At 26.6% G+C, this 13563-nt stretch carries 13 protein-coding genes and 1 other annotated feature; of the genes, 1 reads left to right on the top strand and 12 read right to left on the bottom strand.

What is annotated here, in order from left to right:
• Positions 1 to 81 precede the first annotated feature (81 nt).
• The 10 genes from zapA to ytxC form a co-directional block, all read right to left on the bottom strand.
• Positions 82 to 1821 (bottom strand): cell division protein ZapA, encoded by a 1740-nt coding sequence (zapA, locus tag HMPREF1092_RS05640; protein WP_002597667.1) that lies wholly within the window; start codon positions 1819 to 1821, stop codon positions 82 to 84.
• A gap of 141 nt (positions 1822 to 1962) precedes the next feature.
• Complete coding sequence (gene pheT, locus HMPREF1092_RS05635; RefSeq protein WP_002597666.1) at positions 1963 to 4344, bottom strand: phenylalanine--tRNA ligase subunit beta; 2382 nt, start codon at positions 4342 to 4344, stop codon at positions 1963 to 1965.
• Positions 4345 to 4367: 23 nt separating this feature from the next.
• On the bottom strand, positions 4368 to 5387 hold the full coding sequence (gene pheS / locus HMPREF1092_RS05630) for a phenylalanine--tRNA ligase subunit alpha (protein ID WP_002597665.1): 1020 nt from the start codon (positions 5385 to 5387) through the stop codon (positions 4368 to 4370).
• Between the two features lie 61 nt (positions 5388 to 5448).
• Positions 5449 to 5674, bottom strand: a binding site (T-box leader).
• 58 nt (positions 5675 to 5732) lie between these two features.
• A complete protein-coding gene (locus HMPREF1092_RS05625) occupies positions 5733 to 6515 on the bottom strand; it encodes a TrmH family RNA methyltransferase (RefSeq protein ID WP_002597664.1) in 783 nt (260 codons plus the stop codon).
• Between the two features lie 13 nt (positions 6516 to 6528).
• Positions 6529 to 7197 carry a potassium channel family protein gene (locus HMPREF1092_RS05620; RefSeq protein ID WP_002597663.1) on the bottom strand — a complete coding sequence of 223 codons (669 nt, stop codon included), beginning with the start codon at positions 7195 to 7197 and terminating at the stop codon, positions 6529 to 6531.
• 15 nt (positions 7198 to 7212) lie between these two features.
• Entirely contained in the window at positions 7213 to 8559 is a 1347-nt protein-coding gene (locus HMPREF1092_RS05615; protein ID WP_002597662.1) for a TrkH family potassium uptake protein, read from the bottom strand.
• A gap of 126 nt (positions 8560 to 8685) precedes the next feature.
• The gene (gene rplT / locus HMPREF1092_RS05610) at positions 8686 to 9045 is read right to left on the bottom strand and encodes a 50S ribosomal protein L20 (RefSeq protein ID WP_002597661.1); all 360 of its coding nucleotides are present in this window, start codon (positions 9043 to 9045) and stop codon (positions 8686 to 8688) included.
• Positions 9046 to 9073: 28 nt separating this feature from the next.
• A complete protein-coding gene (gene rpmI / locus HMPREF1092_RS05605; protein ID WP_002597660.1) occupies positions 9074 to 9271 on the bottom strand; it encodes a 50S ribosomal protein L35 in 198 nt (65 codons plus the stop codon).
• Positions 9272 to 9293: 22 nt separating this feature from the next.
• A complete protein-coding gene (gene infC, locus HMPREF1092_RS05600) occupies positions 9294 to 9815 on the bottom strand; it encodes a translation initiation factor IF-3 (RefSeq protein ID WP_002597659.1) in 522 nt (173 codons plus the stop codon).
• A 193-nt stretch (positions 9816 to 10008) separates the two neighbouring features.
• On the bottom strand, positions 10009 to 10857 hold the full coding sequence (gene ytxC, locus HMPREF1092_RS05595; protein ID WP_002597658.1) for a putative sporulation protein YtxC: 849 nt from the start codon (positions 10855 to 10857) through the stop codon (positions 10009 to 10011).
• A gap of 162 nt (positions 10858 to 11019) precedes the next feature.
• On the opposite strand from ytxC, the gene HMPREF1092_RS05590 reads away from it, so the two are divergent.
• Positions 11020 to 11721, top strand: a complete 702-nt coding sequence (locus HMPREF1092_RS05590) for a DUF6873 family GME fold protein (protein WP_002597657.1) — start codon at positions 11020 to 11022, stop codon at positions 11719 to 11721.
• A 198-nt stretch (positions 11722 to 11919) separates the two neighbouring features.
• Here the strand turns inward: HMPREF1092_RS05590 and hslO are convergent, their stop codons facing one another.
• Positions 11920 to 12807 (bottom strand): Hsp33 family molecular chaperone HslO, encoded by an 888-nt coding sequence (hslO, locus tag HMPREF1092_RS05585; RefSeq protein WP_002597656.1) that lies wholly within the window; start codon positions 12805 to 12807, stop codon positions 11920 to 11922.
• Between the two features lie 3 nt (positions 12808 to 12810).
• Positions 12811 to 13554, bottom strand: a complete 744-nt coding sequence (locus HMPREF1092_RS05580) for a class I SAM-dependent DNA methyltransferase (RefSeq protein WP_002597655.1) — start codon at positions 13552 to 13554, stop codon at positions 12811 to 12813.
• Between the last annotated feature and the right edge of the window lie 9 nt (positions 13555 to 13563).

Raw genomic sequence — 13563 nt, 5'->3', positions numbered from 1 at the left:
TATATCTACATTCATCCTTAATTCTTTTAATTTTATCATAATTAAAAGCAAAATAAAATACTGGGCTAAAACCCAGCAATTTTATTTTTTCTTTAATAAAACAGGTTGATTTTTACTTTTTTCAACTGCAAGTTCTATATTTTTTTCTTTTAATTTATTTTCTAAATCTATAGTTTTATATTTATAGCTTTGAAGTTTAAGTCTAGTTGCTTTTCCAGCTTCAAATATATTATTTCTATCTTTCTTTAATTTTTCTGTTTCTTTCTTAAGCTCTTCTATTTCTTTTATATTTATTTCAATTTCTGAATTTTTCTTTTCTATTTCCTCTTCTATACTTTTGATTTTTTCATTTTTATCATTTAATTCTCTCTCTAACTCTACTTCTAAGGAATTTATTTTATCACTAAGATTTAAATTTAACTTCTTTTCTTCATTTAACTTATTTATAGTTTTTTCATATTTTTTATTTGTTTCATCAATTTCATAATCTAAAGCTTTTACCTGGACTTTAAGTTTCTCTATATTTTCTTCACACTCTTTTATATAGCCATTAGAAATTTTTATTTCTTCTTTTAATTCATCTCTATTTTCTTTAAGCATGTCCATTTCATCTTTAAGAGATGCTTTAGAATTATTTAAAACTTCTATTTCATTTTCTAAGTTTTGTATTTCTTTTCTACTTTCTAATAATTCTTTATCTAATACATTTATTTTATAATCTTTTTGGTCTAAAGTATCTTTTAAGTTTTTATTTTTATTATTTAATTCTAATATTTCATTTTTATACATCTTTTCCATAGAATTAAACTTATTTAAAAGATCTTTTAACTCTTTTTCTTTTTTAGATAACTCTGCATTTTTATTATTTAATTTTTCATTATACTCTCTTGCTAAATTCTCTAAATTCTTACTATTTTCATTTTTGATATTTTGAATAGTTTTATTATTCTCTTCTTTTATATTTTTAATCTCATTTTCTTTTGAAATTTTAACAGTTTTAATTTCATTATCTTTTATAGCTTTAAGATTTCTTAATTCAGTTTCTTTTGCTTCTTTTAATTTTAATATTTCATCTTCTTTTAATTTTTTAAATTCTAAACTTTCCTTTTTTAAACGTTCTTCTCTTATTTTAGATTCATTTATTTCTTTGTCTTTAAGATTTATTAATTTTTCTTTATTTCTTAAATCTTCATCTTTTTTATTTAAAGAGGAATTTAAATTAGATATTCTTAAATTCTTTTCATCTCTTTCTTTTATAAGTTTATTTTCATTTTCTTTTAGCTTATTTAAATTATTGTTTAAATTTCTCTTATCTTCTTCTAAAGCCTTTTTATTTGCTTTTAAATCTTCTATTTCTTTTCCTTTAAGTTTTAATGTATTTTCTAATGTATTTTTTTCATTTAAAATATTATTTAATTTATTTTGAATGCTATTATTTTTATTTAAAAGCTCTTCTCTATCCTTTTTTAAGCCTAATAATTGATTATCTTTTGTCTCATTTAATTTTTCATTTTCTTCTTTTAATCTATCTATATTCTCTTTTAACTCTTCTATTGATTTAAAAAGAGTAGTTTTCTCACTTGTTAATCCTTTATTTTCTTTTGTGAATTCTTCTATTTTATAATCTAATTTATTTAATTCATCTGCCATATTTACACAAGCTAAAACTGATGCTTGTGAAGTACTAAGAACTGGATTCTTAGCTAAAATCTCTTTTATTTTTTCATCAACATAAGCTGCTATATCTCTTAAATATTCTTCATTCTCTTTACCTTTTAAATTATAATCTACACCATTTATATTAACAGTTATCTTTTTCATACCTGATACACCTCAAAATTAATTTATTCTCTTTAATTATATTGTATATTTGACCTTTTAACAATTATGTTAAGTAAATTTTAATCTAAAAAATAAGTAAAAAAGCCAATCTTCTAAAGAAGATTGGCTAAAAATATATTTTTATCTTAAAGCTGCCCCTAATTTATGCTCAAGAGCTCTTAATATTTTATCATGAACTTTATTTACATCTTTATCTTTTAATGTTTTTTGTGGATCTCTATATGCTATTGCATAAGCAATACTCTTTTTACCTTCTGGAATTTGTTCTCCTTTATAAATATCAAATAACTCTACTTTTTCAACTATGTTTCCACCAGCTTTTCTTATTGTATCTTCAATATCTTGAACTAAAATATCATCTTCTACTAAAAGAGCTATGTCTCTTGTTACAGCTGGGAATTTTGGAAGTGGAGAATATTTTTTATCTAAAACTGAGTTATCATATATTGCATCTAAATCTAATTCAGCGACATAACAAGGTGTGTCAATTCCAAAGTTTTCATTTACATCTGGATGTATTTCTCCAAATACTCCTGCTTCAATTTTTCTTCCAACTATTAATTTAGCAGTTTTTCCAGGATGGAAACTATTATTTTCACTTTCTCTTAAGAATTTAACTCCTTTTACTCCAAGTCCATCAATAAGATTTTCAACTACTCCTTTTATATTTAAGTAGTCTATATCTCCGTACATACCTATTGTTAAAATATTTTTTTCAACAGGTAATTCTTCTGGATCTTCTGTTGGAATATAAACTTTTCCTATTTCGAAAAGGAATGCTTCACTATTATTTCTAGTATAATTTCTAGCTAAAGATTCTACAATTGAAGCTATAGTTGTAGTTCTCATTACACTATAATCTTCTCCTAATGGATTTTTGATTTTAACTACTTTTCTTTTTACATCATCTTCAGCAAGACAAATTTTATCAAAAGCTTTTGGTGATATAAATGAATAACTTATACTTTGATTTAATCCACTACTTGTCATTATTTGAATAGTTTTTTCATTTAATAACTCATTTCTATATTTAGGTTCTCTTTCAGTTTGAACTTTAAATATAGTTCCTTTTACATTATTATATCCATAAATTCTAGCAACTTCTTCTGCTATATCTTCTTTTATATTTAAATCTATTCTAAATGTTGGAATAGTTATAACTAAGTTATCGCCATCTATAACTGTTTTTTCATCTAAAAGATCTAAACATTCTTTCATTTCTTCTTTTAATATATCTGTTCCTAAGAATTTATTTATCCATTTATAATCAACTGTTATAGTTTTTTCTTCTTTAACTTCATTATATATATCAATAGTTCCTTCTACTATTTCACCTGCACCTAATTCACAAATTAATGCACAAGCTCTATCTAAAGCTAACTTCGCTAAATTTGGATCTATATCTTTTTCAAATCTTGTAGAACTTTCTGTTCTTATTCCTAATTTTTTTGAATTAACTCTTATATTAGTTCCATCAAAGTTAGCACATTCAAATACTATTTCAGTAGTATCAGGTTTTACTTCTGAGTTTAATCCACCCATAATACCAGCAAGAGCAATTATTTCTTCTCCATCTTTTATACATAATGTAGTGTCATCTAATTCTCTTTCTACTTCGTCTAAAGTTGTAAATTTATCTCCGTTATTAGCTTTCTCTACAACTATTTCTCCTGATTTTATCCATCTTCTATCAAAAGCATGCATAGGTTCACCAGTTTCAAGCATAACAAAGTTTGTTATATCAACAATATTATTTATAGGTCTTACACCTGCTTCTAATAATCTATCTTGAATCCATTTAGGAGACTGTTCTATTTTTATATTTTTAACCATTCTAGCCATGTATCTTCTACAAAGAGAATCTTTAACTGACACTTTTAAGAAATCATTTATATTTTCTGTTCCTGTAACCTTGTATTCAAGATTAGGCATTTTATAACTAGTTCTAAGAGTAGCTGCTGTTTCTCTAGCCATTCCTATCATACTTAAACAATCTGGTCTATTTGAAGTTATATCAAAATCTAAAGTTTCTTTTTTAAGCCCTAAATATTCTTTTATTTCTTTTCCTATTGGCGCATCTTCTGGAAGAATCATAAGTCCATCTACTTCATCTTCTCCCTTTAAACCAAGTTCAGCTTCTGAGCAGAACATTCCATTTGAAACTACTCCTCTAAGCTTTCCTTTTTTTATTTCTGTTCCATCAGCAAGAGTTGATTTATGAAGTGCTACAGGAACTTTGTCTCCAACTTTCATATTTGTTGCTGCTGTAACAATTTGTAAAAGTTCTTCTTCTCCTATATCAACTTGACATATACTTAATCTTTCAGCTTCTGGATGCTTTTCAATTTCTTTAAATTGACAAACTACAACTCTATTTATTTTATCACCTTGAACTATTATTCCTTCTAGTGCTGATCCTGATAATGTTAATAAATCACCAAGTTCTTTAGCATCTACATTTATATCTGCATAATCTTTTAACCAACTATATGGTACTTTCATTTCTTTCCCTCCTATTATAACTATTAGAATTGATCTAAGAATCTCATATCACTTTCATATAATAGTCTTATATCATCTATTCCATATTTAAGCATAACCATTCTATCTACTCCAAATCCAAAAGCAAAACCTGAATATACTTCTGGATCTATTCCACAGTTTCTTAAAACTTCAGGATGAACCATTCCACATCCTAAGATTTCAATCCAACCACTGCCTTTACAAACTTTACATCCTTCTCCATTACAAACAAAACAAGTTGCATCCATTTCTGCTGATGGTTCTGTAAATGGGAAATGATGTGGTCTAAACTTAGTTTTAACTTTTTCTCCAAACATTTTTTTAGCAAATAATTCAAGAGTTCCTTTTAAATCTGCAAAAGTAACACCTTTATCAATTACTAGCCCTTCCATTTGATAAAAAATAGGTGAATGTGTAGCATCTACATCATCTGATCTATAAACTTTTCCTGGAGATATCATTTTTATAGGAAGACTTTGTTTTTCCATTGTTCTTACTTGAACTGGTGAAGTTTGAGTTCTTAATACAAGATTATCATTTATATAAAATGTATCTTGTTCACTTCTTGCTGGATGATTTTTTGGTATATTTAATGCTTCAAAATTATATCTATCAAGCTCTATTTCTGGTCCTTCTTCAATAGTGAATCCCATAGAAACAAATATATTTTTCATATTTTCAAGTGTTAAGTCTAAAGGATGTCTTTTTCCTAATCTAGCTTTTTTTCCTGGAAGTGATATATCTATAACTTCATTTGCTAATTTTTCATTTTTTTCTTTTCCTTTTATTTCTTTAGCCACAGCTTCTAATTTTTCTTCTAAAACTGCTTTTACCTCATTTACCATTTTACCTACTAATGGTCTTTCTTCTGGTGAAACATCTTTCATACCTCTAAGTATAGTTGTAAGCTCACCCTTTTTTCCAAGATATTTTACTCTTATTTCTTCAACTTCTGCTGAAGATGTAGCTTTTTCGATTTCTGATAATGCTAAAGCTTGAATTTCTTTAAGTTTTTCTTGCATTTTAAATCTCCTTTCTCTTTCTAACATATATTTTTCTACATAAAAAAACCGCCCCTTATAAACAAGGGACGGAAAAATCCGCGTTACCACCCTAATTGGCTTATATATTTAAATTAAATAAACCCAACTCGTATAATTTAACGGTTTCCCGCTAGCTACTACTAAAAATTTCACAGCTAGAGCTCCTGAGTGAACTTCAATATATCTAATCTTAAAAAAACTTCCAGTCTATGATTTTTTCTCCCTAAAAGTTAGTATATACCTACTCTCTCTATCATTACTTTTTTTTATTAAATTTACTACATAAATTATACATTCCTTTTATAATAATTTCAAGGAAATGTTTTATTTAGACATATTTTGTCTTACTTTTTCATAAAGAATTATAGAAGTTGCTACTCCAACGTTTAGTGATTCTGCTTTACCTGGCATTGGTATTTTTACTTTTACTGTTGAAAGATTAAATATTTCATCTGAAACACCATTTCCTTCATTTCCTACAGTTAAAACAATATTTCCACTTAAATCCTCTTCAAAAAAATTATTACTTTCTTTAAGAGACGTAGCTATAATTTTATAATCTCTATTCTTTAAATCCTTAATTATAGAAAAACTTTCATCATCTAAATATATATTTACATAGAATATTGATCCCATTGTAGATCTAATAACTTTTTCATTATATATATCAACTGTTCCTTTAGTCAATATAATTCCCTCAACACCTGCTGCATGAGCTGTTCTTATTATAGTTCCTAGATTACCTGGATCTTGAACTTTATCACATAGAAGATAGAAACTTCCTTCTAGTTTCTTAGATTCATTTTTTAGTTTAACTACACTTCCAATACCTTGTGGATTTTCTGTATCACATATATCTAGAAATAGGGTTTTTGAAATACCAAAAACCTTACCTTTATAATTATATTTTTCTAAAATTTCTAGGACTTTTTCTTCAACTTCTTTAACAAATATTATAGCTTCTAATTCTACATTTGCTTTTAAGGCTTCTTCTACTAATCTAAACCCTTCTATAAAATATTTTTTAAGTTTATTTCTGTATTTTCTCTCCTTAAGCTTTTTTGTTTCTTTATAAAAGCTATTATCTTTACTTTCTATATAAATCAAAGTCCCACCTCTATTAATTTAACTTAATTATCATACCTTCTAACTTATTTAAGTCATCTGCTGATCCTATAGCAACTAATATATCTTTTTCATGTATAACATCATCTGGAGAAGGAGATAAATTTATATCATTGTTATTTTTTATAGCCATTACATTTATGCCATATCTACTTCTTAATTTAAGTTCTCTTACAGTTTTATTACTCCATTCTTTTAAAGCTTGAATTTCCATTATACTATAATCAGGTGATAATTCTATAAAATCTAGTATACTTTCTGAAACAAGGTTATGAGCTACCCTAACTCCCATATCTTTTTCAGGTAATATAACCTTATCAGCTCCAATTTTATAAAGAACCTTTGCATGTAAATCACTATTTCCTTTTGCTATTATATACTTAACTCCTAATTCTTTTACAAGTAATGTTGCCATTACACTTGCTTGTATATTAGAACCAATTGTAACTACTGCAACATCAAAATTTCCAAGACCAAGGCTTCTTAATGCATTTTCATCAGTCGCATCTAATTGTACTGCATGTGTAACTTTATCTGATATATCTTGAATTAAATCTTCATCTTTATCTATTACCATTACTTCATGTCCAACATTAAATAAAGTTTCTGCTACGGAAGATCCAAATCTTCCAAGTCCTATTACAACAAATTGTTTTTTTGCCATAACTTAATCATCCCCTTAACCAATTAATATCTTACCTTCTGGATATTTGTGGCTTTGCTTAACCTTATTTCTAATAAATGCTAATGCCACTGTCATTGGACCAACTCTTCCAAGATACATTGTTATCATTATAACTATTTTCCCTATAGTATTTAACCTTTGTGTAACTCCTGTAGTTAGACCAACAGTTCCAAATGCTGAAGTAGCTTCATATAAAAGATCTATAAATGATTCATTAGGTTGAGTAATTGCAAGTATCATAGTTACAACAATTACTAACATAATTCCTATCATAAGTAAAGCAAATGCTTTATATACAAGATCTTTTGAAAATCTTCTACCAAAAGCTTCAGTATCTTCTCTACCTTTTATAACAGATATTACTGTTAATATTATTATACCAAAAGTAGCTGTTTTTAATCCACCAGCTGTTGATCCTGGTGAACCTCCTATAAACATTAAGAGTATAGTAAGAAATTTACCTGATATAGTCATTCCATCTGTAGAAACACTATTGAATCCTGCTGTTCTTGGAGAAACAGAAGCAAAAAATGAATTTAACCATTTTTCACCATAATTCATATTTCCTAAAGTTGCACTATTATGCATTTCAAAAATAAACATTAAGATAGTTCCAACTACTATTAAAATAATTGTAGTTACAATTACTATTTTTGAGTGAACTGATACTTTTCTAATTCCTCTATAATTATAAATTTCAAGCCATACAGTAAAACCTAACCCACCTATTATTATAAGAGCACTAATAGTCAATAATATAACAGGATTATTCACATAACTTGTTACACTACTGAAATGTCCCATAAGGTCAAATCCAGCATTACAAAAAGCTGAAATAGAATGAAATATACTAAAATAAATTCCTTTTAAAACTCCAAATTGAGGAATGAACTGAGTAGAAAGTAATAATGCTCCAAAAAATTGAACCGCAAAAGTGAAACCTAATACATACTTAACCATTTTAACTAGGCCTTGTATACTAAAAGTATTCATTGCTTCTTGTACAAGTAGTCTATTTTTCAATGTTATTTTTTTACCTAACAATACTGCTATAAAAGTAGCAAAGGACATAAATCCTAATCCACCAATTTCAATTAATAACATTATAACAGTCTGTCCAAACATATTAAAATATGTTCCTGTATCTAGAGTTATTAATCCTGTAACACAAACTGCTGATGTTGATGTAAAAAGAGCATCTAAGAAGTTTGTAGCCTTACCACTTGTGGATGAAATTGGCAAGCTTAAAAGTATTGCCCCTATAAGTATTACTATTGCAAAACCTAATGATAAAACTTGCACTCCACTCAAATTAAATTTTTTTATAGTTTTTTTCTCCATTACTCACCTCATAGTTGCTTTTATTTATATACTCCTATTATACACAATTTTCAAATATTTTATTTACAAAATTTTAATTTAAAAAAATATAAAGAAAATGCGACCTAAGTCGCATTCTTATATTAATTAAGCATTTATTTGTTTTTTAGCTAATTCTACTAATTCAGCAAATGCTGCAGCATCGTTTATAGCGATTTCTGATAACATTTTTCTGTTTATGTCAACACCAGCTAATTTGATTCCGTTCATGAATCTTGAGTATGAAAGTCCATTCATTCTAGCTGCTGCATTTATTCTTACGATCCAAAGTCTTCTGTAATCTCTTTTCTTTAATCTTCTTCCAACATATGCATTTCTTAATGCTCTGATTACTGATTCGTTAGCAGTTTTAAATAACTTACTCTTTCCACCGTAGTATCCTTTTGCAAGCTTTAAAACTTTTTTATGATTCTTACGAGCGTTAACTGCTCTTTTTACTCTTGCCATTCTTTAAAAACCTCCTGTATCCTAATTCTTATAGGTATGGTAATAATTTCTTCATTACTTTTTCTTGTGTACTATCTACGTATCCACCTTTTCTAAGATTTCTCTTAGTTTTTTGGCTTTTTTTAGTTAGTATGTGGCTTTTGAAAGCTTTTGCTCTTTTAAGCTTCCCTGTACCTGTCTTTCTAAATCTTTTTGCTGCACCTCTATGTGTCTTCATTTTTGGCATGATAAAATCCTCCTCTCAAGTGTTATGCCTTTTTAGGGCCTAAAACCATTGTCATATTTCTTCCTTCTTTTTTAGCTGGCTTTTCAACGATACATACGTCTTCTAGCTTACCTAAGAAGTTGTTTAGAATTCTCTCACCAATGTGAGTTAATTCCATTTCTCTTCCTCTAAATCTAACAGTGATTTTAACTTTATCCCCATCTAATAGGAACTTTCTTGCATTTTTAGCTTTTATTGCAATATCATTTTCTTCAATTGTAAGACTACATCTTATTTCTTTTATGTTAATGATTTTTTGCTTCTTCTTTGCTTCTTTTTCTTTTTTTGATTGCTCATATATGAATTTTCCTAAATCCATTATTTTGCAAACTTGTGGATTTGCATTTGGTGATATTAACACTAAATCTAAATCCTCTTCATATGCTTTATTTAAAGCATCCTTAACTGACATTATTCCAAGTTGTTCTCCAGTGTTTGAAATAACTCTTGCTTCTTTTCCTCTTATTTCTTCGTTAGCAATATAATTTTTACTAATGGCTTCCACCTCCGTCTTTAACTAATAAAAGAATACATATAATAAAAGGACGGCATTAAGCCGTCCTGAACTATCTAAACTAAAAAGATAATTTAAAACCAAGCGAACATCTACCGAGTTGCTGGTGAGAAACGGCTGTTTCTTCTTAACAAAACTTATTGTATATTATTTATTTTTTATTGTCAACACTTTTTTTTTATTATTAATCACAATAAATTATTCTTTCTTCAAAAACTTTATCTAAAGTCCTCATAAATTCTTTATTTAAGCAGTTTTCTCTACCCATAATTAATATTTCTTTAGGCGCATTTGTTATTAATCCACTTATTATTACATCTTCAATATTCGCATCTATTCCTATTTTACTATCTCCAATTTCTTTAGTAAATTGATTAAATATATCTTTTCCACCTTCATCTTCTACTCTGTATTTCCCATCTTTATCAATTATTATATTTATCTTATTCATCTTGCTATCTTGAATCTCAACAAAATATTTTAATAATTTTATAAATTCTTTATATTCTTTATCAACCATATATCTTTGTATTACTTTATCTATTATTTCCTCTATATCTCCTCTTAAGCTCCTCATTCTAAATGTTATAAATCCATTTATATTAAGTTCATTATTTTCTTCTAAACATTCCTTTATTTTTTCTATTATTTTATTTATTTTATTTTCACAAAAAACTCCTGTTTCATCTTCTATTTTATTTTCTCTATATAGAACTTTCATAATTAAAATTTCTATCTCTAATATTTCATCTTGTCTAAGAAAAAAATAAGTATCTTTTATAAGCTGAAACATTTCTCTTTTTTTATAATCTCTTATTACTATTCTATATAAAATATCACTTATATAGAATTTTATTTTTTGGTGTACACTCTCACTTTCATCCTCACACATAACTTTTATAATATGAGTTTCACCTTCTATCTTTTCAACTAATCCTATTACTATATTTTTTGTTTTAAGTAGGGTTTTCAAATCTTGTAACTCTTTTATAAAATCCAATTCTCCCATGTAAGCCAATTTCAGTACAAGCATAGAGTTCACTCCCTTCTAGTAATAGTATGTATTTAAAATTATTTGTATATACAAACATTAATTTAACATATATTCCACAATTAAACTCTTTTCCTATAACTTGATTTTTTGTGTTTCTAGTAGTAACTTAGAATCAAATATATAAAATAAAGGAGGTATATTGTGTTTTGCTTTGTCGACTATAGAATAACTTCTACTGAATTAGAGAATTTAAAAAAATTAGGACTTTCTCCAATTTTAGTTCCTAAATGTCCTTCACTTTATCCTGCTATAGATGGTCATGTTGACATCCAATTATCATTAGTAAATTGTAAAAAAACATTTTTAGTGGTACAAAAAAATATTGATAAAGATTTTTTAAGAATATTAAATGAAAAACAAATTCCATATATTCTTTCTCAAAGTGAGCTTAAAGAAAATTATCCTTATGATATTCCTTTAAATGCACTTATTACCGAAGATTTTATATTACACAATTTTAAATTTACAGATGAAAAACTTTTATCATCCTGTTCTCACTTAAAAAAAATAAATGTAAAACAAGGATATTCAAATTGTTCTATACTTAAAGTATCTAGAAATTCTTTTATTACATCAGATATAAAATCATGTGAAGAGTTAAAAAATAACGGTTATGATGTTTTACTTCTTCCACCAGGTGATATAGAACTTCCTGGTTTAGATTATGGTTTTATAGGTGGTGTAGGTGGCTTAATAAATGAAAATACTATGATTTTTTTTGGTTCTTTAGAGCATTATAAGTATGGAAATGAAGTAAAAAAATTTTTACATTCCAATAAAGTTTCCTATATTAACCTAAAAGACTCACCATTAATTGATCGTGGTGGAATATTCCTTATTTAATTCTTCTATATAATACTCGTACGTATAATAAATGTTTCTAAATTTAATTAGATAAAGCTAAACGAAAATTTATCTTTATCTACAATATTTAATTATTTTTTCTTTACCACTGTATTTTAACCAATAAAATTCAAAAAATACTTTGAAAATAAAAAAAGCTATCGACAAAATCCTCGATAGCTTTTTATTATTATCCAATTATTTATTTTTTGCTTTTTCTAAAAGTTCTCCTATTTTTTCATTTGTGAATATATATGCTTTACCACAGAAATGACATTTTATCTCTTCTGATTTTCCATCTTTGTATATATCTTCAAGTTCTTTTGCTCCAATGCTTATAAGAGCTTTTTCAACTCTTTCCTCTGAACAATCACACTTATATGATGGTTCTATTTCTTCTAAGAAATTAATATCCATATCTTCAAATATCATTTCTAAAATCTCTTTTATATCTTTTCCTTGATCTAATAAAGTTGTTATTGGTGGCATCTCTTCTAATCTATATGTTATTACATCAGCTAATAATTCATCTGCATCAGGCATCATTTGTATAATAAATCCACCTGAACATTTTATGCTTAAATCTTTATCTACTAATACACCTAAAGATACAGCTGATGGTGTTTGTTCTGAAACAGTGAAATAATAAGCAAAATCTTCTGCTATTTCTCCTGTGTATATAGGCACTTGTCCCACATATGGATCTTTAAGACCTAAATCTTTTATAACATATAACATACCATCTTTTCCTATTGCTCCACTTACATCAAGCTTTCCATTAGGCTTTAAAGGTAAATCTATAATAGGATTTCCAATATATCCTTTTACTGATCCATCAAAATGTCCTGTAACAGTTACTCCTTTTGCTTCACCTTTACCATCTATTTTTAAGGTAACTACTTCTTTTTCACTCTTTAAAAGACATCCCATAAGGCTTCCTGCTGTTAACATTCTTCCTAATGCTGCTGATGCAACTGGAGTACAATTATGTAATCTTGTTCCTTCATTTACTAAGTTAGTAGTCATACCTCCTATGAATCTAACCATTCCATTCTTTGCTGTTCCTCTTACAATTTTATCTTTCATATACTATACCTCCATTTTTTTAACTACATAAAGAATTCTTTCAGAATATTCATTTACATCTTTATTAGAATATCCATCCCATTTTTCTAATACACTTAAATTTGCCATTTTTAAATAATTTTCTATTTCTTCTTCTTTATATGCTCTTTCATAATGTTCTTCTTCGAATCTTTCATAAAGTTCTCCTTCTTTAATAAAGAAAGTTAAGAACATATTTGTTATTGAATCTTCAAATGTATTTTCCCAACTATAAAAAACTTCTTCTGAATTATAAGTATAAATATTATTTCCTAATACTTCTGAAAGCTTATAATAAGAATTTATATCAAAAATAAAAATTCCATCCTTCTCTAAGTGATTATACACACTTTTAAAATAATTTACTATTCCTGAATCTTCTATTATATAATTAGTAGAATCTAATACACATGTTATCAATGAAAACTTATGATTAAGATTAAGTTCTGTCATGTCTTGTCTTACTATTCTACTTCTTATCTTTTCTTTCTTAAATTTTTCAAAAGCTTCTCTTAGCATTTCTTCAGATAAATCAACTGCAAATGCTTCTTTAAATTGTTTTGCTATTTCTATTGAAACATTACCTGTTCCACAAGCTAAATCAAGATAACTTTTTTTATCTACATTATATCTTTCACATATATCTAATACTTTATCACCAATTTTTTTATAATCTATATCTTCATTTATAAGTTCATCATATATTTTTGCAAATTCACAATATGCCATAATAGTATA

Origin of the sequence: Clostridium thermobutyricum (genome assembly GCF_000371465.1) — a bacterium.
GTDB lineage: Bacteria > Bacillota > Clostridia > Clostridiales > Clostridiaceae > Clostridium > Clostridium thermobutyricum.
The sequence above is the reverse complement of the archived record's forward strand: the minus strand, read 5'-3'. Positions and strand labels throughout refer to the sequence as shown.

Excerpts from the sequence above, each read along its gene's own strand:
- zapA (WP_002597667.1), bottom strand. The coding sequence starts at position 1,821 with ATGAAAAAGATAACTGTTAATATAAATGGTGTAGATTATAATTTAAAA.
- pheT (WP_002597666.1), bottom strand. The coding sequence starts at position 4,344 with ATGAAAGTACCATATAGTTGGTTAAAAGATTATGCAGATATAAATGTA.
- pheS (WP_002597665.1), bottom strand. The coding sequence starts at position 5,387 with ATGCAAGAAAAACTTAAAGAAATTCAAGCTTTAGCATTATCAGAAATC.
- HMPREF1092_RS05620 (WP_002597663.1), bottom strand. The coding sequence starts at position 7,197 with ATGGCAAAAAAACAATTTGTTGTAATAGGACTTGGAAGATTTGGATCT.
- HMPREF1092_RS05615 (WP_002597662.1), bottom strand. The coding sequence starts at position 8,559 with ATGGAGAAAAAAACTATAAAAAAATTTAATTTGAGTGGAGTGCAAGTT.
- rplT (WP_002597661.1), bottom strand. The coding sequence starts at position 9,045 with ATGGCAAGAGTAAAAAGAGCAGTTAACGCTCGTAAGAATCATAAAAAA.
- rpmI (WP_002597660.1), bottom strand. The coding sequence starts at position 9,271 with ATGCCAAAAATGAAGACACATAGAGGTGCAGCAAAAAGATTTAGAAAG.
- ytxC (WP_002597658.1), bottom strand. The coding sequence starts at position 10,857 with ATGCTTGTACTGAAATTGGCTTACATGGGAGAATTGGATTTTATAAAA.
- hslO (WP_002597656.1), bottom strand. The coding sequence starts at position 12,807 with ATGAAAGATAAAATTGTAAGAGGAACAGCAAAGAATGGAATGGTTAGA.
- HMPREF1092_RS05580 (WP_002597655.1), bottom strand. The coding sequence starts at position 13,554 with ATGGCATATTGTGAATTTGCAAAAATATATGATGAACTTATAAATGAA.